Source organism: Bradyrhizobium sp. UFLA05-112, from assembly GCF_053572325.1.
Genome location: NZ_JBANBK010000034.1, coordinates 17,264 through 43,105 on the forward strand (window position 1 = coordinate 17,264; position 25,842 = coordinate 43,105).

Genomic DNA, 25,842 nt, shown 5'->3' on the forward strand with positions numbered 1-25,842 from the left:
CCGCTGCGTACGCCGCCGGCAAAGCCGGCCTGGCGGCCGCTTCTGGCTGCCAGTTCAATCCGGGGAGAGAAGCAATGATAGCGAGCAAAGTCGTACTGAAAGGGCTTTTGACGTCGGCGAGCGTGCTACTGCTCGGCACGGCCTGGGCGCGCGCCGATGACGACGCGGCCTATATCGAAAAGGCAAAGACCTTTCTTCAAGACGTGGCAGCACCCGTGACCAAATGGGACGGGCCGACCATGGGTCCGAAAGCACAGGGCAAGAAGCTGATCGTCATCGTCTCGACCGATCAGCGCAATGGCGGTGCGCAAGGCGCGGGCGACGGCGCGGCGGAGGCTGCAAAAGCGTTGGGATGGGACGTGCGCCAGCTCGACGGTCAGGGCACCGTGCCCGGACACGCAACCGCGCTGACGCAGGCGATCGCGATGAGGCCCAACGGCATCCTCAACGTCGGCATCGATAGCAAGGAGCAGCAACCTCTGCTCGAGCAGGCTGCTGCCGCCGGTATCAAGATCATCGGCTGGCATGCCGGCCCGACGCCGGGACCGGTCGAGGGTATTCCCGCCGTCTTCACCAACGTGACGACTGATCCGACCGAGGTCGCGAAATCCGCAGGGCTCCAGGCTGTCGTGAAGTCAGATGGCCACGCCGGCGTCATCCTGTTCACGGACTCGATCTATGCCATCGCAACCGCCAAGACCAACGCGGAGCGGGCTGCCGTGGAAGGCTGCAAGGGCTGCAAGGTGCTTGAAGTCGTCGATACGCCGATTGCCGATCTCTCCAACCGGATGGGCCAGCTCACAACGTCGCTGCTTTCCAAATACGGCAAGCAGTGGACCTACTCGATCGCAGTCAACGACCTCTATTACGACTTCTCGGCGCCAGCACTGCGAGCGGCGGGCGTGGATCCTGCCGAAGGATTCCCGCAGCAGATATCAGCGGGAGACGGTTCAGTTCCTGCGTTCAAGCGCATCCGGGAAAAACAATATCAGAACGCAACCGTGGCCGAGCCATTGAATCTTCAGGGCTGGATCATGGTCGATGAGATCAACCGCGCCTTCGCCGGCGAGAAGCCGAGCGGATTCGTTCCCCACGTCCATCTCTTCACCGCCGACAATGTCGAGAAGGACGGCGGCAAGGACAACAAGTTCGATCCCGGCAACGGCTATCGCGACGAATACAAGAAGATCTGGGCCGTGAAGTAGCAGCACCGGAAGCGAGCAACCACAGAGGCGGTCGCACTCGTCGCTGCGGCCGCCTCCCTCCCGAACCCTCGGACGACTTTCCTCCCCTATTGGAATTTGCAGAGGCAGCCGATGAGCAACGATCTTCCCAAACCCGACTACGCCACCGCCAACCTGAAGCTTGTCGGCTACAGCGACCAGGGCGGACGCTGCGACGGCGTGCAGATCATGGTCCACAAGGGCTTTGCCTATGTCGGCCACATCTTCTCCAAGGGCTTTTCCGTCATCGACGTGCGCGATCCCAAGAGCCCAAAGACCGTCAAATACGTCGCCGCTCCGCACAACACCTGGACGCTGCATCTCCAGGCCGCCGAGGACAAGCTCCTCGTGATCCACAACAAGGACATGTTCGCGCAAGCCGAGCTTGCCGACGAAAAGAACTACTACAAGGGCTCCGTCGACCATCACGCCGACGAGAAGCAGGACGAGCGCGACTGGTCGGCCGGCATGGCCGTCTACGATCTCTCCGCGCCTGGCGATCCCAAGCAGATCGGTTTCATGCCGGTCGACGGCACCGGCCTGCATCGCATCTATTGGACCGGCGGCCGGTGGGCCTATGCCTCCGCGCTGCTGGATGGCTTCACCGATTACATCATGATCGTGATCGATCTGGCCGATCCGACGAAACCGCAACTTGTCGGAAAATACTGGTTGCCGGGGATGAACAAGGCTGCCGGCGAGGTGCCGAACTGGCCGACCAAGAACGGCCGTTTCGGCCTGCACCATCCGATCGTCCGTGATGATGTCGCCTATTGCAGCTGGCGCGACGCCTGCCTCGCCGTCGTGGACGTCAAGGACAAGTCCAATCCGAAACTCATCACCCACAAGGTATGGGCCCCACCGTTCGGCGGCGGAACGCACAATGCGCTTCCCCTGCCCAACCGTAACCTGCTCGTCGTCGTCGACGAGACGGTGCTCGACAATCAGGAAGACGGCTTCAAGCCGATCTGGATCTTCGACAACCAGGTGAAGTCCAATCCGATCAGCATCTCGACATTCCCGGCGCCGTCGAACAAGGACTATCTGAAGGTCGGCGGCCATTTCGGCCCGCACAACGTGCACGAAAACCGGCCCGACGCATTCTACAGCGAGGAGGTCATCTTCGCGACCTATCAGAATGCGGGCCTGCGCGTGTACGACATCAAGGATCAGTTTCGCCCGAAGGAGATCGGCGCGTTCGTTCCGCCGCCGCCTGCGAAGTGGATGGACCCACGGCCTAACCGTCCCGTCGTGCTGCACTCGGCCGACGTCTTCGTCGACAAGAACGCGCTCTGTTACGTCACCGATTTCAGTGCCGGCCTCTATGTCGTGGAATACAAGGGCTAGCCGTGTGAACCCGATGGGGAGAGGTGAACCGAAATCCTCGGTTCATGCCGCGATGCTGATTGATCAGCGAGGCGCCTTCGGCGTCTTGAGACTGGCGCGCTTCTCCGGCGGCGTGGCGAGCACGCCGTTCAGCGCCTCCGTCGCCTCGAGCACGCCCTTGTAGGCGTCGGTCGCAAAGCGCAGCAACAGCTTCAGCTCCTCGTCGGAATAGCGGCTCCAGACCTTGTGCATCGCCTGCTGCATTGGCACGTAGAGCTTACCGATCTCGGCCGTGGCCTCCGGCACGATGGTGATGAACACCTTGCGACGGTCGTCCTCGTCGCGCTCGCGGCGCACATAGCCCGCCTTCTCCAGCCGGTCGACGACGCCGGTGATGGCCCCCGTCGTCAGCCCTGTGACCTCGGCAAGCCGCCCCGCGGTCGCGCGTTCCTCCAGTTGCAGAAAGTCCATGCATTCGAGGTCGGAGCCGGAAATTCCAGCAACGTTCGCAACGGCCTGGCCGTACAGCACGCCCTGCGCCGAGGAGCGGCGCATCGCCTCCTCGAGTTCCTGCACCAAACCCGCGCGCGCTTTCCCTCTTGACAAGGCCAGCCTCATATCTTAGCAGATATATATCTTAGCCACTAAGATAATCAGTGGCCGTGATTTTTACTAGCACCGCAGCAGTCCCAGGAGCAAGCCATGTCGTCACGCCCCCGCAAGGCCCTCATCATCGGCGCCGGCATCGCCGGGCCCGTCGCCGGAATCCTGCTCCGCCGCGCCGGCATCGAGGCGCAGATCTTCGAGGCCTGGCCCTATTCCAAGGGGATCGGCGGCGGCTTGCAGCTCGCGCCGAACGGCATGCAGGTGATGGACGAGATCGGGCTCGCGCGCGAAGTGACCAGCCGCGGCTCGATCGCTGAAGCCTTCGACTTCTATTCGCAAAGCGGCCAGAAGCTCGGCTCGATCAACCGCGACATGGAGCGGCGCTTCGGCCAGCCCGCGGTGAATATCTGTCGCGCCACGCTGAACGAGATCCTGATCGACAAGGCCTGGTGCTCCTGCGTCTCGCTCTATTTCGAGAAGCGCCTGATCAAGATCGAGGACCGCGGCGACCAGCCGATCATCGCCTATTTCGCCGACGGCACCACCGCGGAAGGCGACTTCCTGATCGGCGCCGACGGCGTGCATTCGGTGGCGCGCCGCCAGGTCGTGCCGGACGGGCCAAAACCCTTCAACACCGGCCTGATCGGCTTTGGCGGCTTCGTGCCGCGCGCCGTGCTCGCGGGCCATCCGATCGGCCAATGCGTCGAGACCACGTTCGGCCAGAGCGGCTTCTTCGGCTACGGCTTTTGTAGCCCGGATCCAAATGACGGCGTGATGTGGTGGAGCACGCAGCCCGCCCACGGCATGGATGCGGCGATGTTCCGAGCGCAGGATCAGGCGACGCTCAAGCAGCACTTACGCGACTTCCACCGCGGCTGGCACGATCCGATCCCCGCGATCATCGAGGCAGCTGAAAACATCGTGGTCACCGATACGCTTGACGTCGCGACGCTTCCGACCTGGTCGCGCAAGCGCTCGCTGCTGATCGGCGACGCGGCGCACGCGACGAGCCCGCATGCCGGCCAGGGCGCCTCGCTCGCGCTGGAAGACGCGCTTCGCCTCGGCCGCCTAATGGCGGAGGGCCAGGAGTTCAGCGCTACCTTCCAGAATTTCGAAGCCGAGCGTCGCCCTCGCGCGGAAAAGATCGTTGCGATCGCCCGCCGCAACGGCAACAGCAAGCGCGAATTCTCAGCCACCGGCGCCTTCATCCGCGATCAGATGCTGAAATGGCTCTTGCCGCTGAGCTCGAAGGGGATGGATTTCATGTATGCATACGATGCGCGGGCGGCGTAGCGAGCGCTGCCGATGCGCACGCCGTCGTAGGGTGAGCAAAGGCGCAAAGCGCCGTGCCCACCACTTGAACTCGCCGCGCCGGAAGTGGTGGGCACGCTTCGCTTTGCCCACCCTACAATATGCGGCTACTTCTCCACCCTGAACGTCAGACCCGCGTGCTCTTCAAGCCGCTTGATCAGCTTGTGCTGCATCGCTGCGCCCGGCGTCCAGAAACCAGCCGGCACATCCGGCGTGTCACGCAGCATGCAGACCGCGCATTCGGAGATCATCTTCGAGGTCGAGCCGTAACCGGGATCGCGGTCGCCGGTGACGCCGGCGCGGACCTGGCGGCCGTCGGGCGCGATCGCAACATAAAGCAGATTGAAGAGACCGTTCTCCCGCTCCTCCTTCGACGGCCCCTCGCCCGGCTTCGGCGCATTCGGGCCGGTCTTCTCGGCATTGGCAGCCATCACACGCTTCGCATTGGCCTCGCCTTTCTCGCCGGGACCGGTCAGCACCATCTCGTCGTAGACGAACTCGCGGCCGTAGGGGAAGCCCATCAGCATGTTGGAGCGATGGACATTACGCGTGTTGATCAGCGCCATCATGAACGGCGCGGTCCAGGATTGCAGGTCCTCCTCATAGGCCGCCCTGTTGCCCTTCGGCTGCTTCGGTCCGGTGAAGCCGGGCGTCAGCGCGAAGTGATCGTTGAGAATGGCGACAAGGCTGAGGTCCTTGGCGACCGCATCGAAGGTCGCCTTCGCACTTGCCGCGGTGCCGCCCGATAGCGTGCCACGCATATCGCGCACACGCCCCTTCACGCGCGCAGCCGGCGCACCGAGCACACGCTTGGCCTCTTCCTGCACGAAGAACGTACCGAGCTCGAACGGGACGGAATCATAGCCGCACGAGAACACGATGCGCGCGCCGCTCGTCTTGGCTGCCGCCTCATACTTGTCGATCATCTGCCGCATCCAGACCGGCTCGCCGCAGAGATCGAAATAGTCCGTGCCCGCCGCCACGCAAGCGGCGAGCAGCTCTTCACCGTAGAACTGATACGGACCAACGGTCGTGATCACCGACTTCGTCTGCGCGACCATCGCCTTCAGCGACGCCGGATCAGCCGCATCCGCTACGATCAGCGGCGTGTCACTGGGCGCGCCGATTGCCTCGCGCACGGATTTCAGCTTGTCGAGGCTGCGGCCGGCCATCGCCCATTTCAGCGCCTTGTCGTCCTTGTATTGCGCGGCCAGATATTCGGCGACGAGCTGGCCGGTGAACCCGGTCGCGCCATAGACGACGATGTCGAATTTCGCAGAGCTCATGATCGGCAGCCTTTACTTCTTTCCGTAACTCACGCCCATGCCGGCGCGGACGTCGCTTTGAATTCCATAGGGCGGGATCGGATAGCGCAGGCCGTTTTTCGCCAGCGCCTTCATGCCCGTGATCGCCTTGGCAAGATGTGCTGGGCTCATCGCCATCAGCATCTCGTCGTCCGGCACGCCGCCATAGCGCCGTTCGGCATAGCATGGCAAGGACAGGCTGGGCTCGCCGGTTTTTAGCGCCCGCCCCCAGGAGTCCGCGCAGGCGGTCTCGCCGACCACGCCCCATTCGAACTTCCTGTAGCCGGTATATTGCAGCCCGTTGATCAGGATGATCATCTGCCCCGGCGTCGCATAGACTAGACAAATGTCGGGCGGATCGAGCCGGCCGCTCGCCAGCGGGCTCACCGCGAGCGCCCGGTATTGTCCGAACGGTACCACGTCGAGCGCCTCCTGGCGCTTGCGCGCGTCCTCGGCCGTGCCATGCCACACGCCAACGTAATTCTCGCCCGCAAGCCATTGCTCGTCCTGTGGCGAGAGGCCAATCACGGCGCGACACTGCGCGCCAACGAGATCATCCGCGGTGATGCCGACGGTCCAGCCGAGACGTGAAGCCATGCTCACGATCTGGTCGGTGGTGTGAACCGCATTCGGCCGGCGGATCTTCGGGATCGCCTCCATGTCCTCGGCGCGTGCAAACAGCTTCATGCCGATCACCGTCGTCTTCAGTCGGAGCAGCGTGTTGAGGTCGGCCACGATGCCGGCGAGATCGATCGGTTCGGCGTTCGCTGGCTGCATGGCGTCCTCCCGGCGGCGCGATGATTTTCGTATCCCCGTTTCTAGTCCCTGGCTGGCCCCGGAAGCAACTCGCCGGTTCGGCCCATCAGGCGGTAGGCCACGAGCCCGATCCACTCGCGCACCGCGATATCGGTTTGTAGAAGCCCGTCGCGGCCCATATCGTTGAAGGTGAGGAGATCCTCGCGCCCACCCATTCGCCAATCTACGGGATAGGCCTCGACGTCGAAACCGGCCTTGCGGAAGATCCCGACCGAGCGCGGCATGTGGAATGCCGAGGTCACCAGCAGCCAGCGCTCGCCGAGTTTCGGCGAGACCAATTGCTTTGTGAACGTCGCGTTCTCGTAGGTATTGCGCGAGTTGCGCTCCACGATCAGGCGTTCCTTAGGGATGCCTACACTCTCTAGGATCGGCGCCGAGTAGTCGGCCTCCCTCGCCTCGTTCGAGATCAGGTTGGCACTGCCTCCGGTGAAGACGATGCGCGCATTCGGATAGCGTCGTGCGAGCGCAGCGGGCGCCAACATGCGATCGGCGGCACGGGCGACGACTGGCGTTTGATGCGCCGCCGACAAGTCGGTGTCGACGGAGCCGCCGAGCACGATGATGCCGTCGGGCGCGCCGCGCGAGGCATCCCACGGCGGAAAGCGCGACTCCAGGGGATAGAGCAGGAGCTTGCCGAGCGGCGAGAATGCGGTGAGCGCCAGCAGGACCAGCACGGCCACCGCAAGCCTGCGGCCTGTTCGCGCGAAGCGCGTCGCCATCAGGACGAGCGAGAGGATGCCGAGTTCGACCAGGAAGTTGATCGGTAAGAGCGCGACGCCGAGCGTCTTGGACAGGACGAAAAACAGGGGAGCCTCGCTTTGGGATCATCGAGCCTATCGATGGGCGGACCTTGACGGGCCGATCCTTCTTCAGAAATGTTCTTGAAAGAGGACCGATTGCCGGGTCAAGCCCGATCATGACGAGTCCCAACGAAAACAACCGGACACGCCCTATGACCCACCATCACCTGCAGTCCAGCCCCGAAACCTGCCATTGGGGCTTCTTCGAGGCGAAGCTGAAGCCGGTCCTCACGATCGAGAGCGGCGACGAGGTGACGGTCGACACCATCAGCGGCGGGCCGGACGTGCTGCCCGACCGTAACCAGTTTCATATTCCACCGGAGCTGTTCGAGGTTCATGCGAAGAGCGAGCGCATGCTGCCCGGCCACATTCTCACCGGCCCGATCGCGGTGAATGGTGCCGAGCCCGGCGACGTGCTCGAGGTCCATATTCTCGACGTCACGCCGCGGCAGGATTGGGGCTACAATCTGATCAGGCCGCTCTCGGGCACCCTGCCCGACGATTTCCACGAGACGCGCATTCTCAACATCCCGCTTGATCTGACGCGGATGGTCGGCCGCATGCCCTGGGGCCTCGACCTGCCGCTCAAACCGTTCTTCGGCGTGATGGGCGTCGCGCCGCCGCCCGCCTGGGGCCGCATCTCCTCCCTGGTTCCGCGCGCGATAGGCGGCAATCTCGACAACAAGGAGCTTGGTGCGGGCGCCACGCTCTATCTGCCGGTGTTCGTGCCGGGCGCACTGTTCTCCTGCGGCGACGGCCATGGCGTGCAGGGCGACGGCGAGGTCTGCGTCACTGCGATCGAGACCGCGCTGCAAGGCCGCTTCCGCCTCACGCTGCGCAAGGACATGAAGCTCGCCTACCCACGCGCAGAGACGGTCTCGCACTACATGACCATGGCGATGGACCCGGACCTCGACCAATGCGTGGTGCGCGCGCTGCGCGACATGATCGCGCTCCTGGGCGAGAAACGAAACCTGTCGCGCGAGGACGCCTATACGCTGTGCAGCCTTGCCGCGGATCTGCGGGTGACGCAGACCGTCAACGGCTCAAAAGGCATCCATTGCATGATCGAGAAATCGCTCGTGCACGGCTAGCTCGCCCCGCCGCCCCTCCCCCACAATCCAACAGCCGCCGCCGGTGAAAATCGCGCGGCGCGCCGGCACGCGGAATTTCTCCAGCGATTCCAATGGTCTCGGACACCGGTTCGATCCGGATTTGACTCCTCCCCGTTTCTAAATAGAGTCTTAAACGTTACTTTTCTGTACCCGCGTAAGAGGCTAGCGTTTGTGTCATGGCCACCGAAAAAGCCGAGACTGACCGCATTCCCGTAACCTTGGCGCTCTCGACCATCACGTATCTCGAAAAACTGGTGAGACAGGGCACCCACGGCACCAGCGTTCCCGGCGTCGCACGGACCTTGATCGAAGAAGGCATCCGTCTCGCCATCAAAGACGGACTCTTGTCGATTCGCGACAATGGCAGGACGTGAGGCTCAAGGAGCGCGCAACGCGGACGGTTTTGGACGGGGTGGTCGATTTGCAACCTGGGACCGTCACAACATGCCTGCTGTTTCACCGACCTCGCCAACGTCCGCTGCAACCTGGACCGTTGAGCGCATCGAACTTCTGAAAAGCCATTTTCACGCCGGCCTATCCTGCCGCGAGATCGCCGCTGATATCGGCGTCAGCCGCAACGCCGTTATCGGCAAGCTCAGCCGCCTCAACCTGACGCGCGGTCCGAGGCGGGAGGAGCGGAGCGCGGAGAAGAGTACCGCGCGGGCCCTGCGGACCCTCCGCAGGCTGCAATATGAAATGCTCGCCACGATCCATGACGAGGCCGAAACGCCGCTAGCGCTCGCGCCGATCGATGAGACCAACCGCTGCTCGCTGCTCGAATTGACCCAGAACCGCTGCCGCTGGCCGATCTCGACACCCGGCGCGGATGACTTCTGCTTCTGCGGCAACGCCTCGCCCGACGGCCAGTCATATTGCACGGGCCACGCGCGCCTCGCCTACCGGCCAAACTCGCGCGGGCGCCTCGTGCGTAGCTGACTGCTGCTCGCAGCCACCACAAAGTAAAAACCTCCGGCAGGGCACTGCCGGAGGTTTTGGAGGCCTAGCATGAAGCCAGGAGCCGTCAGTTCAACTTGTCGGCTGGAGGAATATAGCTGAGTAAATCAGCTAAGTAAATAAATTTGAGAGCGAACGAATTGCATGGCACGCCTTCGTTTCACGTAAGGCCTGCTCTGCCAGAGCCGGGCGGCGATAAAGCAGCCAACAAAATCTGCGAAGAAAAACGGCCAAGAAAAACGGCCAAGAAAAAACCCCGGCGGTTGCCCGCCGGGGTTCTCTGATCGGTCGAGAGATCGATCTTAGAAGTTGCGCTGGGCGCGCAGGAGCATGCTGACCGAGTTCTGGTCCTTCAGCTCATACACGGCGGCCGGCTTGGCAGCGGAAGTGATGCCCGGGCTGTTGATCGCGCCGGTATACTTCTGGTCCAGATGCGTCCAGTTCACGTCCGCGGTGAACGCCAGGTTCTTGACCGGGGTCCACACGGTGTTGACACCGATGACCGCGAAGTTGAAGTCCGGATTACAGGTCGAACCGGCCACGGCGATCGCAGCGAAGTTGGTGCAGATCAGGGCCTTGCCCGTAGTGCCGTACTTCAGCTGAGCATAGCCACCGTAGATGGCGCTCGCCCAGTTCGGGCTCCAGTTGTGGGTGTAGCCACCGCGGAAGCCCCAGGTCTTGACGGTGTCGATGCCGGTGCCGGTGCCGAAGACGCCGTCAGCAATGCCAGCGAAACCAGTGCTCTGGTAGGCGCCAGTCAAGCCGGTGCCGCTGAAGATGAAGAAGCTCTGCGGGAACAGGCTCTGGAAGTTGTAGCGGCTCGCACCATCCGTGTAGACGGCCTGCAGGTTGATGTTGTCGCCAGGTCCCGTCGGGATGTTCTTGATCGACAACGAACCCTGAACCGCCCAGCCCCACTTGTCAGCCGGGTGACCGGAGACTTCCGTGGTGCCGTAGTAAGCGGAATGGATGTCATGCGCGGCAACCGAGATCTGGGCCAGACCCCAGGCCTGGTCGACGCGAACAGCACCGACGATGTCGGGAGAACGCGTGCCACCCCAATCGTTGGCACCGTAGACGCCCGTCACGAACTGAGCGGCCGTACCCGAGGACACGTTCCAGAGGTTCGACTGGCCGTTTGTCGCCGTCGTCATATCCTGCAAGGCCACCGAACCGGTGATGCCCTGGCCGAAGTCAGCCGTATAGGCAACCTGGTTGATGCCGTTGACGTTGTTCGAACCGCCCGGAATGGTGTCGGGACCGCCGGCCGGATAGCTCTGCCACGGAGCGTCGAAGATCGAGACCGTGCGGCCGAAGGTGAAGCCGGCGAACTGGATGAACGCATGGTAAAGGCCAAGCTGGGCGCTACCGTCCGAGGCCCCTTGCGCCGACGGGTTGCTGCCGGTCAAGGTGTTGCTCGTCCAGGTGAACACCATGTCCGCGTAGGTGCGCACAACGCCGTACTCGGTCGCCGTGCGGGTGTCGACGGTGAAGTCCATACGAGCGCGGCTGTACCAGTAGTTGGTCAGACGGTTGTTCGAACCCTGGTTCGCGCCCTGCTGGAAGGAATAGTCGCCCGCGCCAACCGTCGCGTCGGCACGCAGGTAGCCGCCGAACTTGATGCAGGTGTCAGTGCCCGGCATGTAGTAGAATCCGGCACCGTACAGGGAGCAGATCTTCACGTATTCGACCGCCTTGGCCTTCACGGGGAGATCGGCTGCCTGTGCTCCGCCCACGGCGATCAGACCCGCCGCTGAGCCGAGCAAAAGGCTCTTCACCAATTTCATATTCAACCTCCAAGTTGCTCATTCATGGCGAGGCGGGCCATCAGCCCCCAGATCCCCGCCTTTTGAAAACCGCTCGGCCGCTTTTCGCCTTCGGAGGCGCGCGCCTTCGCGCGGGCAACCTGTGCGAACCACCTGCAACGGGACGGCCGAAGAATCCCCTTGAACCGTCGGGCGCGAATATGCATGCGTCACTTTGCTAATCAAAATAGTTTATTAGATCAGCTATATGATTGCGGCCGCGCTGTGACCCGGGCGCAACACCGACCGGCCGCAGCCAAGGCTGACCAGGTCATCTGTGTAATATGCGTGACATAATTACCTTGCTCTGGCACGTTGCCTCAGAGCAAACTTGCATCGACAATGGGTGCCGATAGCGTCGGTGACAAGGATCAAACGAGGAGGGAAGCCGTGTCCGCGACGAGGAAGGACGGAGCGCGTCATCGCTCCGTCGGACATCTGGACATCATCAAGTGCTTCACCTGGGAGATCTCCTCGATCAACAACTATCTCGAGGAGCTTCGACAGTTCTGGGCCCGCACGCTCGGCATCTCCGGGCCACAATGGATGATCCTGATGGCGATCTCCGACCTCGACAAGGACGACGGCGTTCCCGTCAACGTCGTGTCCAAGCTACTCCACGTCGATCCGTCCTTCATCACCACCCAGTCGAAGCTTTTGGAGAAGAAGGGCCTGCTGCGCCGCAAGCCCTCGCCGACCGACGCGCGAGTGGTTCGGCTGTCGCTCACCGACAAGACGCAGAAGCATCTCGCAAGCCTCACCGAGCAGTACAAGGCGATTCGGGAATATGTGTTCGAGGAGTTCGACCAGGACGAGTTGACCGCGTTCACCGAGAAGCTCGCCTCCGTCAAGAACCGCCTCGAGAAGGCCTGCGTAAGGGTCGCGCTGGATTTCTGAGATTCTTTAAGCCGGCAACTGACCAAGCCGCGACGCCAGCCAGTCGAAGATGTACTCGTTGGCAAGGGTCGGGTTGTCGGCATGCGACTGCGCCGCGGCGGTCTCCTCGGCGGTGAACACCCGAAGCGTCACATCCGACCGCGTGGAGCGCACCTGCTGCACCATCTGCCGCGCGCGGTCCGGCTTCAGCCAGCCGTCGTCACCGAGCGTGATCAGCACCGGACAATCGATGTCGCGGGCGATCAGGGTGGCCTCGGGTCCGGGGACGAGGCTGGCATCGCGCAGCATGATGCGGTTGGCGAGAAAGGCGCGCTCGTGCAGATCCCACAGACCGCCGTCACACACCGCCGCCGCGAGCCGCGGCTCGTGCACGATCGCGCGGGCCACGAATGAGGAGCCCCAGCCGTCCGCGAGGATGGCGACGCGGCCGAAGTCGACGTCGGCACGCGACGACAGATAGTCCATGATCGCGGTGATCGAGGTCTCGAGATCGCGCCGGCGCAGGATCCTGTCGAGGTCATCGTCGCTGCGCTCGCCCAGAAGATCGATCGCCAGCATCGACAGGCCGCGCTCGCGCGCGAACGGCGCGAGCTTGATCAAGAACTCCTCCTTGCGATGCCCGGGCTCGCCAATGCAGACCACCGTCGCCCGCGGCCAGCCCGTCGGCTGCGCCGGCAGGAAGTAGCCCTGCAGCGAATGACCGTTCAGCCACGGCATCGTGACGACCTCGCCTGCGGGACTGCTCACCTTGAGGAAGCTGCGCGCGCAACCCTGCATCGCCAAAACCGCCTCAGTGCGCCGCGGGTCCGCAGGCTCGAGCGGAAGTGCTGCGGCATTGTAGTAGCTGATGGCGCGAAGCCAGTTGCGCTGGGCGGTGGCGATATGGCCGCCGGCGAACGCCGCGTCGCCGCGCTCGCGATTGGTCTGCGCAAGCGCCAGCCATTCGCGATGCCAGGAGAGCTCGTCGCCGCGCCTGATCCGTCGCGCGATCAGGAGGCACTCGGCGATCGTCGCCCCGCCCTCCTGGGCGGCCGCGAGCAATCGCATGAATTCGGCGGAGAGGTCTTCCCGCTCCGGCCAGAAAGCCCAATCGTCGGGAAGGCAGGCGGGGATCATGCGAAACGAAGCTTCATTTGCTATCTTCAACAATTGACCGAATAACTTATTTTGGTCCAGCTACCAAGGTACCGGCGGCCGAAACGAGCCCGCAACGGCCCGCCTGGCGATCAAGATCGCTTGAGTGACTTCGTGATATCGCGTGGGCGACATCCCGTTGCTTCGCGATCGCGACCGCCGCAGCAAAATTTCTGCGTCAACTCGCTGCGACGGCTGCTCTTTGGCCCGCAACCGAGTCGCAATGCTCCCGAGACCGAGCGACCCGCAGCGAAGCGCAATCCGGGATCATCGCCTCAGCGCGCGCACAACTTCGGATGCGCTTCGCCTGACGAGGTTGTTGAAGCCTTCGCCCCACTCTCGCTGTCATCGCCCGCGAAAAGCGGGCGATCCAGTATTCCAGAGACAGTGACGTATATGGAGAGGCCGCGGCGTACTGGGTGCCCGCTTTCGCCTTTCGCGGGGCATGACGGCTACAACGTGGACACACGACACTCCTGCAAAAATGGCATGGCTTCGCAGGGACGACATCGAATTGGCAATACCGCCCCTCGCCTCACCCCAGCCGCCAACCGACCTCCCGGGCAAAGCCCTCGTAGAAGGCGCGCTCATAGGCCTCTTCGGGCGTGGCGCGCACGCGCTGATCGAGGCGCACGGCGTCCTCGCCGACCAGGATGCGCCACCGCTCGGCCTTGACGCCGTCGAGGATGATCTTCGCGGCCTGCGCGGCCGTGGTCGGTGCATCCTCGCGAAAGCTGCGAGCACGCTCGGCGAACGCCGCCTGGACGTCCTCGTCCGACATCTTGTCGGCATCCGGCACGCCGGCCGCGACCATGCGCTTTCGGGTCAGCGCGACCTCGTCGGCATTGAGGCGCTCTGAGCCGTCGCCGCTCTGCACCTTGCGCGAGTTGGAGACGATCGATGTGCCGATGTGACCGGGCATCACCACCGAGCATTTGACGTGCGGCGCGTGCAGGCGGAGATCGTTGATCAGCGCCTCCGTAAACCCCTTCACCGCGAATTTGGCCGAGCTGTAGGCGGTGTGCGCCTGCCCCATGCCGATCGAGGCCCAGAAGCCGTTGACGCTCGCGGTGTTGATGATGTGCGCCTCGTCGGCCGCAACCAGCATCGGCAGGAAGGTGCGCACGCCGAGATAGACGCCGCCCCAGCAGATGTTGAAGGTGCGCTCCCACTGCTCGCGCGTGTTGGTGAACAGGCTGCCACCGCCGCCGATGCCGGCATTGTTGAACAACAGATGGATCCTGTCGGTCTTCTGCTGCTCGGCAAGCTCGTCACGAAAGCGCTTGAGATGATCCTCGATCGCGACGTCGGCGACATGGGTTGTGACGCGCAGGCCCTGCGGCAGCTTCTCGACCTCGCACAGCCGCCTGGTCTCGGCCATCGCGGCTTCCGAGACATCGCACATCGCGACGTTGCAGCCCTCGGCGACGAGCTGGCGCGCGAGCTCGCGCCCCATCCCCGTTCCCCCGCCGGTGATGACGGCGATCTTTCCGGAAAAGTCCTTCATGGGCTCGGCCCCTCGCTATTGGTCTGGTTGTTGGTCTTGTTGGCCTTCGCGGGCAATGCATGGGCCGCTGCAAAGTGTAGCAGCGCCGCGCCTGCGGTAAAGCAGGCCGGCGCTGCGGCACGACGACGGCAAAAGTCGGCGGACGAATTATTCCGCCGCATGGACATCGCATGGCGCATTGCAGGCGGGAAGATTGTCGGCGGTGATCGCATTCCACAGCGTGAGCAGCTTCTCCCGCAGCTCGAGCGCACGACCACGATTGCGGCCTTCACCGCGTTCAAACCTACCGGCTGCAACCACAGCGATGAAGCGGGCGAGCGGCGACGCCGCCTTTACGATGGTTCATAGCAGCCGGTTCCCCGTATTTGTCCGGCTTCGGATTGAGGGGATTTTTTTTACAATCCGAATCATCAAATGGGGCGAAAAGCTGAGGTGAGTCTTCAAGCCATCGTGTCGCGATCGACACAGGGCGTGGCACTCCACTTGCATCTCCTCATGGCGAGTAACAACCAAAGAGGTGAAATGCATGTTTATTACCGTCGTGGCCGTGCTCTGCCGGCTTGGCGCAGCAGCCTCAGGCGGTTGCGTCGAGGAAATCGTCACCGACAGCAACATGACGCCCGAAATCTCGCTCATGCAGTGTGCGGTCGGCGCGCAGGCCGAACTCGCAAAATGGATGGGTGAGCACCCGATTTATCACGTCAACTGGCGCATCGAACGCTACAAGTGTGTGCCAGGTCACTACGAGATCAAGGGCCACGCCTAAGGCCCTACCCCGAAAGGGGAGGAAACGCCCGGAGGACCGGTTTCTGCCGACCTCTTGCAAAACGTGCTGAAAACAGTCGGAGCGAGAGGATCTAAACCTCGGCCCCAGCCTTCCGAAGCGGAGGCAAGCATTTGATTATTGTAGATTTCCTAAGAAACAGCCGGATTGGCGTCTCCCGGAATGGCCTGCAATACAAAGCCTAGCGACTTGGCACGGCGTCGAAGGTTAGCAAGGACGCGGCTGCGGTATTGTTGCTCATAGTGGTCGGCGCCTGGATCCCTGTAGCTCATGCCGTGCCGAAGAGTGTTGTAAAATAGAACTGCTATCTTCCGAGCGGTCGCTGTCACCGCTTTTGACTTACCCACACGTGAGGATAGCCGGCGATAGAATGCGCCGAGCGCCGTATCGCTACGTCCGACGGTCGTTGCTGCCAACCGCAACAGTGCGGCTGCCCGACTGGAGGATCTCCGTGTCCGCGACGAAAGCACCTTGCCGCCGGAGATTTTGTTGCCGGGTGCAAGGCAGAGCCAGGAAGTGAAGTGCTTAGCACTCGGCCAGGCCCTCAGATCGGTGCCACACTCGCCGACAAGCTTCAATGCCAGCGATGGTCCCAACCCATGGATCTCGGTCAGATCGACGCCGAGCACTCGGTAGAGTGCGGTTCTGACGTCGAAGGTGGGCGTGTTGACTTGCTTAGTCTTGATGCGTGGCTTGGATAGCTTCCCGGCCGGCTTTGCGCCCTTACTGTTCAGTGTAGCGATCAGGACCTCGAGCTTGCGATCGCAGTCGAGTATCTTCGCTTGGTAGACGTCGTAAAGTTCCAGCGATTGGGTCAACGCGAAGACATGTTCGTGTCGATTGTTGCCTACCAGTGCTGCGCGGATCGTCTCGATGGATGAATGGCACCGCACGTCCCGATAGGTTGCCAAGACGTCAGGATTCCGCTCACCTGCGGCAATGGCTCGGATGATCCGCATGCCGGTTACGCCCGTGATATCCGTGACCACATGATGGAGCTGCAGATTCATCTCCATTAGAGCCTTCTGCATATGCTGTATATGGGCGGCGGCATATTCGACCAGTCGCTCCCGTTGACGCAGATACGCGCGCAGGGTTGCGATCTCAGCATCAGGTCGGAAGCTGCCGCGTAACAGGCCATAGGAATGAAGCTCGCGCAGCCACGCAGCGTCGCTGACGTCGGTCTTGCGTCCAGGAACGTTCTTGGCGTAGCGCGCATTGACCAAAATCACATCAAACCCGCGCTGCTCCAGAATCTCGTAGACGGGGATCCAATAGATCCCGGTAGATTCCATCGCGACACTCGTCACGCCGCAGGCTTTGAACCAATCTGCCAGATCATGCAGGTTTTGGGTGAATGTGCCAAAAGCACGCACAGGTGGGTCGTTAGAAGCGGCGGGGTTAACCGCAGCCATATGCATCCTTGATCCGATGTCGATGGCGGCGGCCCCGACGTTGATCAGCTTCAGTTCCGGTCGGGCTCCGGTCGTCCTCTTGGGCATGGCAATCCTCCAATCAATGATGAGTAGGAGGGTCTGGGCTATGCCAATCGTCATCTTCCTAATCGGGGTCGCTGTCGAAGCAGCGTCACCACTCTCAAGTCCGCATGCACCCATGGACCATGTTTTTTGACGGGGATTGAGCCTCCAATAATCAAACGGCCGCTACCCTCCCAGCCGCAGAGGATACACAAGGCTGTTTCTAAGCCGCACAGGCGCGCCGCTGTGCTAGACGGTTTTTGAAAATTGAACTATCATCCGGCGATTGAGATCAGACACGTTCGTCCGCCCGAAAATGACCGCGATGCTGTGGCCAAGCTGCCACTCGCACTGTGTTCCGACAGGAAGCGTCGGATACCGAACCGTTTGTAGGCTCGCGTCGCGAATACGATACTTGCACCGAGGCTGAGATCAGCCGCTTGATATTGGACTCGGTGGCCGCCCGATATTTTGCGGGTGGACGTTTCCTTTTCTTTTCCTGACGCTGCGATTTGGGTTCTGCCATGAACCGCAATCAATACTTCGAAAGGCCACGCTGCACCCCGTGCGACCAGCCGCGCACATTCGTCCGAAGCGAACCGGCCGCCGGGCGGTACGAAATTCGATCGTATGAATGTCCGGCCTGCAAGAGCGTGCTGCGGATCGTCGAGCGCACCGAGCCGAGCATGTTTCCGCACTGATCAGGAACCTCGTCGGTGCAAGCGACTTGGTTAGACGCTTTCCGAATGGGCTTACCGATGGCGATCGAGGCTTTCAGATCCACAACGCCGCTGTTTCTTCCCGAGCGATTTTTCGTCGGACGGCTCGAAGGCTGGGCCGTATTGGAGAGCCTGGTTGGCGGATTACTGAAGCGCGCAACGATAGAAGGCCACGGCGAACTGGATGCGGACACTGATACTGTGGTGTTCATCGAGACCTATACGTTCGATGATGGACACACGGACACGCTGCATTGGACGATACGAAAAGGCGACGGAGGCAAGTACACCGGGTTGGAAAATCGCCTTGAAGGCGAGGCCATAGGCGAGCAAGCCGGCTGCGCATTCCATTGGAAGTACACCCGCGACACGCCGCAAGCCGGCGGCAAATCCTTCAAGCTGAATTTCGACGATTGGTTCTACGCGATCGACGAGCGAGCCTGCATCGTGCGAGGTAGCGCCGGGCGAGCCGGCATCCCGTTCGCGACGGGGCATGTCACCTATCGGAAGGTCTGACGGTTCGGGCGGCGACCAGCCTCGCGCAAAATGGCCCGAGCGCACGACGCAGACGCCGCACGATTGGCAGCCGGATTGCGATCGGGTGAGGAGCGGAGGCAGTGGTTTGGTTAGACGCGCGCCTTCGTGTCACGCCTCACGATTTTCACGAGGGTTTCATCAATTCGGCTTTGCCACCGTGGCCCTCCGCGCTTGAAGTGCTCAACGACTTCAGGACTCAATCGGAGAGAAACGGCTTTCTTTGTCGGCGCCTTGTTGGGGCCGCGCCCCTTGCGCATGCCCGGGAAAACTTCGTCGAACGGGCGGGCCTTTGCGAAGTCGTCCTTCGTCCATTCCGGATTGTCACTCACTGCGCGCATATCGCTCGCTGTGTAGCGCTTCTTTGACGTCTTTTTCTTAGCGGCGGTTTTCTTCATATGCCTTCCTCTCATCCTTGCTTGCAGGGCGCATGCTGATGATGCTGATGGCCTCCTTGCCGTAAACGGCAAAGACGACACAAATCACTCCGCGAATATTCACGCCGATTGCACGATAGCGCTTTCCTCGCGCCGGCAACACGAATGCCCGATCGAAGAATCTCTCATTGAGATCGGCGAAATTCATCCCGTGCTTGTCAAGATTCGCGAGGCGCTTCGGTTCGTCCCATATGATTTTCACCGGATTATTTTGTAGATACAAAATGGTTTTGGGTCAAGGTAGTGAGATGGTTCGGCTTCAGAAGCTATCCACGCCGCGTGCGCCAATGTCCCTTATGCGCCGCGAACCAGATAGAAGCTCGACGCCGGAGCCTGTTCGGCTTGCCCGACGTGAGGACGACGACCATGGGTCAGATCGTGCGCGCCAGCGCCGGGTCCCGGGTCTTACAGGGGGCCCCGCGCCAGGATGGCGTCAGTCCGCCGATTTACCTCGACGTCTCAATGATTTCGCAAAATCCGCTGCGCCTGGCGCCACCCGTCGGCGGCTACTATGCATGGGGTTGTTTTCGCCGTTTTGCCGGGACGACCGCCAACGGGGCGATCCGCTGGCGCCGACCGCCCGAAACCTGATCTGACATTGTTGAGAATTTTGGTCGGAGCGAGAGGATTTGAACCTCCGACCCCTAGTCTCCCAGACTAGTGCGCTAACCGGGCTGCGCCACGCTCCGAATGCCGTTCCCATAGCTAGGATCGCGGCTTTGCGCAAGGCGCCTGAACCGCCCGGAAAACCGGGAACATCCCCTTGAAGTCGCAGGATGCCCCTGCTCAGCCGACCTTGAGCGCCTCGTCGAGCAGTTCGCGGCAGGCGACGAGGTCCTGGAGCACCCGCTCCAGCCGCTCCCGGTCGGCCGGGCTCGGGCCAGCGCGTTCGCTTGCGCCCTTGCGGAAGGTGGTGAGGATTTCCTCGTCGTCGATCTCGGCGAAGCGGAAATCGATGCCTTCCTCCTCCTCGCCCTGGTAGTCGTCATCGTCGGTATCGGCGACGCCGCGGATCTCGGGCTCCTCCTCGGGCTCCATCAGGCTCTGGCCGATCGCGTCCTCGATCGCGCCGAACGAGACCGCGGCCGACGAATCGGCGAGCCCCTGGACCGACTTGATGCCGTGCTCCTTGAGGATCCGCTGCACGCCGCGGATGGTATAGCCCTCGCCATAGAGCAGCCGGCGGATGCCCTTGAGCAGGTCGACGTCGTCGGGGCGGTAGTAGCGGCGGCCGCCGCTGCGCTTCATCGGCTTGATCTGGGAGAAGCGGGTCTCCCAGAACCGCAGGACGTGCTGCGGGATGTCGAGGTCCTGCGCTACTTCGCTGATGGTGCGGAACGCATCCGGCGCCTTGTCCAAATGCGGCTCTCCTATGGGAGGCGATTATGCCTCGGCTTGAGTCTTGCTGCCGTCGCCATTGGCCTTGTGTTGCGAATTGATCCGCTGCTTCAGGATGGCGGACGGCTTGAACACCATCACCCGGCGCGGCGAAATCGGCACCTCGGTACCGGTCTTCGGATTGCGGCCGATACGCTGGCCCTTCTTACGCACCATGAAGGAACCGAACGAGGACAGCTTCACCGTCTCGCCCCGCTCGAGGCAATCGGTGATCTCCTTCAACACGAGTTCCACGAAGGCAGACGATTCCGTCCGCGACAGGCCGACCTTTTGGTAGACGGCCTCGCAGAGATCAACACGCGTTACGGTTTTACTAGTCTCGGTCATCGCCCTGCCCCACATCACGGCGAACAATTGTCGTCTAAAATTATGAGGTTACGAGACGACGGTCAACCCGCTCATCCCTGCTTTGAGTCGCCAAAGTGGCCCGCAATCTCGGCAAAATTTTATCGAACGCGCTCTACTACCAGCGGACGAGTGCGGAACCCCAGGTGAAACCGCCGCCCATGGCTTCGAACAGCAGCAGGTCGCCCTTCTTCACCCGACCGTCCTTCACTGCGACCGAGAGCGCCAGCGGAATGGAGGCCGCCGAGGTGTTGCCGTGCTTGTCGACGGTCAGCACCACCTTCTGCGGCGCAATATGCAGCTTGTGGGCGGACGCATCGATGATTCGCTTGTTGGCCTGGTGCGGGATGAACCAGTTGATGTCCTCGGCGGTCATGCCGGTGGCGTTGAAGGCATCGACGATCACGTCGGTGATCATGCCGACGGCGTGCTTGAACACCTCCTTGCCTTCCATGCGCAAATGGCCGACCGTCCTGGTCGAGCCGGGGCCCCCATCGACGAACAGCTTGGCCTTGTGGCGACCGTCCGAACGCAGATGCGTGGTCAGCACGCCGCTGTCGGAGGTCTTGCCGGCCTGCGTCTGCGCTTCCAGCACGATCGCGCCCGCGCCGTCGCCGAACAGCACGCAGGTGCCGCGGTCGTTCCAGTCGAGGATACGCGAGAAGGTTTCCGCGCCGATCACCAGCGCGCGCTTGTAGGCGCCCGTGCGCAGGAAGTTGTCGGCAGTGGCGAGCGCGAACACGAAGCCGGAGCAGACCGCCTGCAGGTCGAACGCCGCGCCATGGTTGATGCCGAGTCCGTGCTGAACGGCGACTGCGGTCGCCGGAAACGTGTTGTCGGGCGTTGAGGTCGCGAGCACGATCAGGTCGATCGCCTGCGGGTCGAGCCGGGCATGCGCGAGCGCGGCGCGCGCCGCCCTGATCGCAAGGTGCGAGGTAAACTCGTCGTCGGCCGCGATGTGACGCTCACGAATGCCCGTTCGTTGCACGATCCACTCGTCCGACGTGTCGATGCGGGCTGCCAACTCGGCATTGGTCACGACACGCTCCGGCAAATAGCTGCCGCAGCCGAGCACGACCGATCGAATTTGAGTCACGAAACAGCCTCCTGCGCGGTCGGCACGGAACTAAACGCGCCACCGTCGCGGTTGAGCATCTGATTGATCTTGGTCAGGAGATCGTAGTGGACCATCTCATAGCCAACATCGATCGCATAGGCAAAGCCTTCGGCGCTGATTCCGCCATGGCTCTTGACCACGAGTCCCCTCAATCCGAGGAACACACCGCCATTGGACTTGTTCGGGTCCATCTTGTCGCGCAGGGCCTGGAAAGCGCCGCGCGCGAAGAGGTAGCCGAGCTTGGACATCCAGCTCCGCTGCATCTCATTGCGGAGCAGTTCCGCCATCTGCCGCGCGGTTCCCTCGGCTGCCTTTAGCGCGATGTTACCGCTGAAGCCCTCGGTGACGATCACGTCGGCCAGCCCCTTGCCGATGCCGTCGCCCTCGACGAAGCCGAGATAGTCGAGCTCCGGCAGATTCATCGCGCGCAGTGTTTCGCCGGCCTCGCGGATCTCCTCGTGGCCCTTGATCTCCTCGGTTCCGATATTGAGCAGACCAACCGAGGGGCGCGGCTTGTCGAACAGCACGCTCGCCATCGCTGCGCCCATGACGGCCAGCGACACCAGGTGGTGCGCATCGCCGCCAATGGTGGCGCCGAGGTCGAGCACGACAGACTCGCCACGCTTGGTCGGCCACATCCCGGCGATGGCCGGGCGGTCGATGCCGGGCAGCGTGCGCAGGTGGAAGCGCGACATCGCCATCAGTGCACCGGTATTGCCGGCGGAGACCGCAACATCCGCCTCGCCTTTCTTGACCGCATCGATGGCGAGCCACATCGAGGAGGTCTTGCGGCCGCGCCGCAGCGCCTGGCTCGGCTTGTCCTCCATGCTGACGGCGACGTCGGTATGGATCACCTTCGCGGCGGCCTTCAGCGAGGCGTGCTTCTGAAGCTCCGGCTCGATCTTGGCGCGGTCGCCGACCAGCAGGAATTCGATATCCGAATGCCGGGCAAGCGAGATGGCCGCGCCGGGAATGACGACGGGCGCGCCGACATCGCCTCCCATGGCGTCAAGCGCGATTCGAACCTTGCTTGGCATGAACGTCCCGGAAACCTGATCTCGTGCGGTCTAAGAACTCGAGGGGCCGCGAAATGGGTTCGCCATCATCAACAGCGATCGGCCAGGCGCCACACCGCACCCGGACCGGGCCGCGACAATAGCGTTTTGTCACCCCGAAACAACCTCTTGCCCCCAGTCTTTTGGATTCCGGACGATCACGAATCGGGCCCATCCCGGCGAGAAAAACATCGTGAAATCAAACGGATGAAACAATCTTTGGACCTGACGAGGCAAACCATTCATGCACAACGCAAAGCAAGCCCGCCACAGACCCACTGGGATTTGCCCTCATTTGCGTTTGGGCTTGTCCTGAAGCGCCTTCAACACGGCAAAGGGGTGATCCCCGGGATCGGGCGCCGTCACCTGCGCCTCGAACACCACCCCCGGCTTGCGCGGATAGGGGTCGATGCCCAAAAACAGGGCGTCCGTCGCCAGCCACCCGAGGTCGATGACGCCGGCAATGATCGCCTCCGGCGGCTCGGGGACGGCCTCCGCGTCGTCGCTGTCCTGCCCCTCCTCGATGAGATCGGCCAGTCGCCGTGCCTCCGCCTCGGGGGCGAACACCAGGTCGATCTCCTCGTCGATCTCGCTCTCGATCGGGTCGAGAGTCACCACGCAGGTCTGGCCGATTCGCGCCCGAACCTTGCCGGTGACATGAACCCGCCCGCCGCTCTTCGGGGATACGTCGAAAGAGGCCTGGGCGGAGAGGATCTCTCGAACACCCGCGACCTCGGCCATGGCCTCGCGCTCGCGGCTCGATGCCTCGATGTCCCGATGCAGGCCGGTGTCCGGGATCTGCGCCACGATCACTGGCGCGCGCCACGGATCGGTCTCGGGTCCGGCGTTGGGTCTGGTCATGGCGCCACATGCTCCCCTGGTGGCGGTGGAAACGCAAATGAACCGCGCAGCAGCGCGCCCTGGTCGGCCCTGGCGAGATCGGCCTCGGTGGCCTTGGCATAGGCCGCAAGCCGCCGCGCCTGCGCGCTGTCCGTCCCATTCAAGATATTCTTGCAGAACGCCGACGCCAGCGCCTCGTCGCCCTCGTCCATGGCCTGGTCATAGGCCCGGGCCCGGCCATAAAAGGCCTCGCCAAAGGCCCGCATCCGCTTGGGGACGGTCTGATCCCCGACGCCCATCTCCCGCAGATTGTCGTCCATGTCCTCGCAGAAGCGGTCGAACAGCGCCTGCGAGAGCTCGGTGCCGTCGGAAGCCGCCCGCAGCCGGCGCAGCAGGAGCCACAAATGCAAGAGAAGCAGGTCGAATCGGCCGTTAACTGTGTCCGGGACGGCCAAGTCCCGGTAAAACATGGGTTCTCGTGCCTGCGTCACGATCATGCCATAGATGGCCTCAATGGTGCCGCGCGGGGCTAGCCGGGGTTTCCTGAAGTGTTTGAACGGCCAGAGCATTGTGGGTTCCGCATGCGTGTGCGCGCGGGTTGCGCTCGCCGCGTCTGCCCGGTACTTCAGCGCCTCGCGCGACGCAAGGGGACGGGATAGTTCCGAGAATGACCAATTCGAGCCAGACCAGCCACCGCAGCGCCAAGGTGCGCGGCCGTTACGCGCGCTGGCGCGCCGTCGCCGCCGCGGCGCTCGTCAGCGTGGCGCTTGCCGCCTGCACCGGCGAACAATTCCAGAAGGGTTACATCCTGCCGCCCGGTGCGCTCGAGCAGATTCCGCTGGGGGCGAGCCAGGACCAGGTGCTGATCGTGATGGGCACGCCCTCCACCGTCGCAACGCTCGACGGCGAGGTGTTCTATTACATCTCCCAGCGCTCCCAGCGTCCGGTCGCCTTCATGAACCAGAGTGTGGTCGACCAGCGCGTGATCGCGATCTACTTCGACAAGAATCGGCGCGTCCGCCGGCTCGCGAATTACGGCCTGCAGGACGGCAAGATCTTCGACTTCATCAGCCGCACCACGCCGACCTCGGGCCAGGAGCTCAGCTACCTCGCGCCGCTGTTCAAGCTGCTCAGCTTCAACTGAGGCCAGGCTGCGGCGTCGTGCCGCCCCGCGCTGCTTGCGGTTGCACGGCGCCTTCCCTACGCTCCCTGCAAAACAAGAGGCAGGGAGTGGATTCGTGACAAGGACATCGTTTTCCCGCCGGCGCGTGCTGACCGGCGCGGCAGCCCTGTCGACGGCGGCGATTCTGCCGCGCACGAGCCTGGCAGACTGGAAGCCCACCGAGAACATCCGCATCATCGTGCCGGCCGCCGCCGGCGGCTCGACCGACGTCATGGGACGACTGCTCGCGGCGCATCTGCAAACCGTCTGGGGCCAGTCGGCGGTCGTGGAGAACCGCTCAGGCGGCGGCGGCACCATCGGCACCGCGGAAGCCGCGCGCGCCAAAGCGGATGGCCACACCATCCTGATCGGCAACCCCGGCCCCAACGCGATCGCCTACAGCATCTTCAAGAACCTCAGCTACAATGCGGAGCAGCTCCAGGCGGTCTCCAACATGATCAGGATCCCGAACATCGTCTCGGCGCATCCGAAGACAGGCATCAAGTCGATCGGAGAGCTGATCGCTTTCCTCAAGGCCAATCCGGACAAGTTCAGCTATGCCTCCTCCGGCGTCGGCCAGAGCCCTCACCTCACCGGCGCCTGGTTCCTCCAGCTCACCGGGCTGAAGATGACGCACATCCCGTTCCGCGGTGCCGGCCCCGCGCTCCAGGCGGCGCTTGCCGGCGACATCCAGGTCCTGTTCGACAACCTCTATCCGAGCCTGCCGCAGGTGCAGAACGGCACGCTGAACGGGCTCTGCGTCACCACGCCGGAGCGCAGCGAACTCGCACCCAACCTTCCGACCATGCGCGAGAGCGCGCCGGAGCTTGCCAATTTCGACGTGTCATCCTGGTTCGGCGTGTTCCTGCCAAAGAACGTGCCCGCCCCAGTGCTCGAGGCGCTGAATCTGCAGGTCAAGGCGATGCTCGCGCGCGAGGACATCAGGAAGAACATCGCCGCGATGGGCGCACGCGCCGACTACGGCACGCCGCAGCAGTTTTCCGACTTCGTCGACGCCGAGACGAAGAAGTTCGCGAGCATCATCCAGAAGGAAGGCCTTCAGATGGATGTGCAGTAGGTGGTGTCAGTCATTCCGGGGCGGTCCGCAGGACCGAACCCGGAATCTCGAGATTCCGGTTCGATGCTTCGCATCGCCCCGGAATGACAACGGGAAA

The 25,842-nt window shown here is 62.8% G+C and carries 29 protein-coding genes and 1 tRNA gene; 13 read left to right on the plus strand and 17 right to left on the minus strand.

Going from position 1 to position 25,842, the window contains the following annotated elements:
- Positions 1-74 precede the first annotated feature (74 nt).
- Entirely contained in the window at positions 75-1,205 is a 1,131-nt protein-coding gene (locus SO180_RS20515; RefSeq protein ID WP_449380653.1) for a substrate-binding domain-containing protein, read from the plus strand.
- 111 nt (positions 1,206-1,316) lie between these two features.
- Positions 1,317-2,570: an LVIVD repeat-containing protein gene (locus tag SO180_RS20520; RefSeq protein WP_449380654.1), complete on the plus strand. Its 1,254-nt coding sequence runs from the start codon at positions 1,317-1,319 to the stop codon at positions 2,568-2,570.
- Positions 2,571-2,633: 63 nt separating this feature from the next.
- Here SO180_RS20520 and SO180_RS20525 read toward each other — a convergent pair whose 3' ends face one another.
- Positions 2,634-3,104 (minus strand): MarR family winged helix-turn-helix transcriptional regulator, encoded by a 471-nt coding sequence (locus SO180_RS20525; RefSeq protein ID WP_449380709.1) that lies wholly within the window; start codon positions 3,102-3,104, stop codon positions 2,634-2,636.
- 147 nt (positions 3,105-3,251) lie between these two features.
- Between SO180_RS20525 and SO180_RS20530 the strand changes: the two genes are divergently transcribed.
- Positions 3,252-4,448, plus strand: coding sequence for an FAD-dependent monooxygenase (locus SO180_RS20530; protein WP_449380655.1), 1,197 nt, complete (start codon positions 3,252-3,254; stop codon positions 4,446-4,448).
- Positions 4,449-4,573: 125 nt separating this feature from the next.
- Here the strand turns inward: SO180_RS20530 and SO180_RS20535 are convergent, their stop codons facing one another.
- The 3 genes from SO180_RS20535 to SO180_RS20545 are packed head-to-tail and all read right to left on the minus strand — an operon-like array spanning position 4,574 to position 7,392.
- Positions 4,574-5,752: a saccharopine dehydrogenase family protein gene (locus SO180_RS20535; protein ID WP_449380656.1), complete on the minus strand. Its 1,179-nt coding sequence runs from the start codon at positions 5,750-5,752 to the stop codon at positions 4,574-4,576.
- A 12-nt stretch (positions 5,753-5,764) separates the two neighbouring features.
- Positions 5,765-6,547 (minus strand): DUF169 domain-containing protein, encoded by a 783-nt coding sequence (locus SO180_RS20540; RefSeq protein WP_449380657.1) that lies wholly within the window; start codon positions 6,545-6,547, stop codon positions 5,765-5,767.
- A 41-nt stretch (positions 6,548-6,588) separates the two neighbouring features.
- On the minus strand, positions 6,589-7,392 hold the full coding sequence (locus SO180_RS20545) for a YdcF family protein (RefSeq protein WP_449380710.1): 804 nt from the start codon (positions 7,390-7,392) through the stop codon (positions 6,589-6,591).
- A gap of 146 nt (positions 7,393-7,538) precedes the next feature.
- On the opposite strand from SO180_RS20545, the gene SO180_RS20550 reads away from it, so the two are divergent.
- The 3 genes from SO180_RS20550 to SO180_RS20560 all read left to right on the plus strand — a co-directional run bounded on the left by SO180_RS20550 (position 7,539) and on the right by SO180_RS20560 (position 9,437).
- Positions 7,539-8,480: an acetamidase/formamidase family protein gene (locus tag SO180_RS20550; protein WP_449380658.1), complete on the plus strand. Its 942-nt coding sequence runs from the start codon at positions 7,539-7,541 to the stop codon at positions 8,478-8,480.
- Positions 8,481-8,677: 197 nt separating this feature from the next.
- On the plus strand, positions 8,678-8,875 hold the full coding sequence (locus SO180_RS20555; protein ID WP_007603456.1) for a hypothetical protein: 198 nt from the start codon (positions 8,678-8,680) through the stop codon (positions 8,873-8,875).
- A gap of 70 nt (positions 8,876-8,945) precedes the next feature.
- On the plus strand, positions 8,946-9,437 hold the full coding sequence (locus SO180_RS20560; RefSeq protein ID WP_449380659.1) for a GcrA family cell cycle regulator: 492 nt from the start codon (positions 8,946-8,948) through the stop codon (positions 9,435-9,437).
- A gap of 320 nt (positions 9,438-9,757) precedes the next feature.
- Here the strand turns inward: SO180_RS20560 and SO180_RS20565 are convergent, their stop codons facing one another.
- Entirely contained in the window at positions 9,758-11,242 is a 1,485-nt protein-coding gene (locus tag SO180_RS20565; RefSeq protein ID WP_449380660.1) for a porin, read from the minus strand.
- Between the two features lie 408 nt (positions 11,243-11,650).
- Between SO180_RS20565 and SO180_RS20570 the strand changes: the two genes are divergently transcribed.
- Positions 11,651-12,157: a MarR family winged helix-turn-helix transcriptional regulator gene (locus SO180_RS20570; protein ID WP_449380661.1), complete on the plus strand. Its 507-nt coding sequence runs from the start codon at positions 11,651-11,653 to the stop codon at positions 12,155-12,157.
- Positions 12,158-12,163: 6 nt separating this feature from the next.
- On the opposite strand, the gene SO180_RS20575 is transcribed toward SO180_RS20570, so the two are convergent.
- Both SO180_RS20575 and SO180_RS20580 read right to left on the minus strand, forming a co-directional pair.
- On the minus strand, positions 12,164-13,273 hold the full coding sequence (locus SO180_RS20575) for an alpha/beta hydrolase family protein (protein WP_449380662.1): 1,110 nt from the start codon (positions 13,271-13,273) through the stop codon (positions 12,164-12,166).
- Positions 13,274-13,826: 553 nt separating this feature from the next.
- A complete protein-coding gene (locus tag SO180_RS20580) occupies positions 13,827-14,798 on the minus strand; it encodes an SDR family NAD(P)-dependent oxidoreductase (RefSeq protein ID WP_449380663.1) in 972 nt (323 codons plus the stop codon).
- A gap of 36 nt (positions 14,799-14,834) precedes the next feature.
- Here SO180_RS20580 and SO180_RS20585 point away from each other — a divergent pair, with 36 nt between their 5' ends.
- Together SO180_RS20585 and SO180_RS20590 are read left to right on the plus strand one after the other, a co-directional pair.
- Positions 14,835-15,146, plus strand: a complete 312-nt coding sequence (locus tag SO180_RS20585; protein WP_449380664.1) for a hypothetical protein — start codon at positions 14,835-14,837, stop codon at positions 15,144-15,146.
- A 178-nt stretch (positions 15,147-15,324) separates the two neighbouring features.
- Positions 15,325-15,564 carry a hypothetical protein gene (locus SO180_RS20590; protein ID WP_449380665.1) on the plus strand — a complete coding sequence of 80 codons (240 nt, stop codon included), beginning with the start codon at positions 15,325-15,327 and terminating at the stop codon, positions 15,562-15,564.
- Positions 15,565-15,713: 149 nt separating this feature from the next.
- On the opposite strand, the gene SO180_RS20595 is transcribed toward SO180_RS20590, so the two are convergent.
- Complete coding sequence (locus SO180_RS20595; RefSeq protein ID WP_449380666.1) at positions 15,714-17,084, minus strand: IS110 family RNA-guided transposase; 1,371 nt, start codon at positions 17,082-17,084, stop codon at positions 15,714-15,716.
- Positions 17,085-17,818: 734 nt separating this feature from the next.
- Here SO180_RS20595 and SO180_RS20600 point away from each other — a divergent pair.
- Positions 17,819-18,295 carry a DUF3833 family protein gene (locus SO180_RS20600; RefSeq protein ID WP_449380667.1) on the plus strand — a complete coding sequence of 159 codons (477 nt, stop codon included), beginning with the start codon at positions 17,819-17,821 and terminating at the stop codon, positions 18,293-18,295.
- A gap of 110 nt (positions 18,296-18,405) precedes the next feature.
- On the opposite strand, the gene SO180_RS20605 is transcribed toward SO180_RS20600, so the two are convergent.
- Both SO180_RS20605 and SO180_RS20610 read right to left on the minus strand, forming a co-directional pair.
- Positions 18,406-18,711 (minus strand): BrnA antitoxin family protein, encoded by a 306-nt coding sequence (locus SO180_RS20605; RefSeq protein ID WP_449380668.1) that lies wholly within the window; start codon positions 18,709-18,711, stop codon positions 18,406-18,408.
- The gene (locus SO180_RS20610; protein ID WP_449380669.1) at positions 18,692-18,952 is read right to left on the minus strand and encodes a BrnT family toxin; all 261 of its coding nucleotides are present in this window, start codon (positions 18,950-18,952) and stop codon (positions 18,692-18,694) included. The genes SO180_RS20605 and SO180_RS20610 overlap by 20 nt, the downstream gene beginning before the upstream one ends.
- A gap of 164 nt (positions 18,953-19,116) precedes the next feature.
- Between SO180_RS20610 and SO180_RS20615 the strand changes: the two genes are divergently transcribed.
- Positions 19,117-19,341 carry a hypothetical protein gene (locus SO180_RS20615; protein WP_449380670.1) on the plus strand — a complete coding sequence of 75 codons (225 nt, stop codon included), beginning with the start codon at positions 19,117-19,119 and terminating at the stop codon, positions 19,339-19,341.
- A 20-nt stretch (positions 19,342-19,361) separates the two neighbouring features.
- On the opposite strand, the gene SO180_RS20620 is transcribed toward SO180_RS20615, so the two are convergent.
- The 7 genes from SO180_RS20620 to SO180_RS20650 all read right to left on the minus strand — a co-directional run bounded on the left by SO180_RS20620 (position 19,362) and on the right by SO180_RS20650 (position 24,074).
- Positions 19,362-19,439, minus strand: a tRNA-Pro gene (locus tag SO180_RS20620).
- A 97-nt stretch (positions 19,440-19,536) separates the two neighbouring features.
- Entirely contained in the window at positions 19,537-20,109 is a 573-nt protein-coding gene (locus SO180_RS20625) for a MerR family transcriptional regulator (protein ID WP_449380671.1), read from the minus strand.
- A 24-nt stretch (positions 20,110-20,133) separates the two neighbouring features.
- On the minus strand, positions 20,134-20,475 hold the full coding sequence (locus SO180_RS20630; RefSeq protein ID WP_254095658.1) for an integration host factor subunit alpha: 342 nt from the start codon (positions 20,473-20,475) through the stop codon (positions 20,134-20,136).
- 136 nt (positions 20,476-20,611) lie between these two features.
- Positions 20,612-21,589, minus strand: coding sequence for a beta-ketoacyl-ACP synthase III (locus SO180_RS20635; RefSeq protein ID WP_449380672.1), 978 nt, complete (start codon positions 21,587-21,589; stop codon positions 20,612-20,614).
- Entirely contained in the window at positions 21,586-22,647 is a 1,062-nt protein-coding gene (gene plsX, locus SO180_RS20640; RefSeq protein ID WP_449380673.1) for a phosphate acyltransferase PlsX, read from the minus strand. The genes SO180_RS20635 and plsX overlap by 4 nt, the downstream gene beginning before the upstream one ends.
- Before the next feature lie 309 nt (positions 22,648-22,956).
- Positions 22,957-23,526 (minus strand): YceD family protein, encoded by a 570-nt coding sequence (locus tag SO180_RS20645; protein WP_449380674.1) that lies wholly within the window; start codon positions 23,524-23,526, stop codon positions 22,957-22,959.
- Positions 23,523-24,074, minus strand: a complete 552-nt coding sequence (locus SO180_RS20650) for a ubiquinol-cytochrome C chaperone family protein (protein ID WP_449380675.1) — start codon at positions 24,072-24,074, stop codon at positions 23,523-23,525. Before SO180_RS20650 ends, SO180_RS20645 begins: the two co-directional genes overlap by 4 nt.
- A 98-nt stretch (positions 24,075-24,172) precedes the next feature.
- Here SO180_RS20650 and SO180_RS20655 point away from each other — a divergent pair, with 98 nt between their 5' ends.
- Both SO180_RS20655 and SO180_RS20660 read left to right on the plus strand, forming a co-directional pair.
- The gene (locus SO180_RS20655; RefSeq protein ID WP_449380676.1) at positions 24,173-24,649 is read left to right on the plus strand and encodes an outer membrane protein assembly factor BamE; all 477 of its coding nucleotides are present in this window, start codon (positions 24,173-24,175) and stop codon (positions 24,647-24,649) included.
- A 94-nt stretch (positions 24,650-24,743) separates the two neighbouring features.
- The gene (locus SO180_RS20660; RefSeq protein ID WP_449380677.1) at positions 24,744-25,745 is read left to right on the plus strand and encodes a Bug family tripartite tricarboxylate transporter substrate binding protein; all 1,002 of its coding nucleotides are present in this window, start codon (positions 24,744-24,746) and stop codon (positions 25,743-25,745) included.
- The last annotated feature ends 97 nt before the right edge of the window (positions 25,746-25,842 follow it).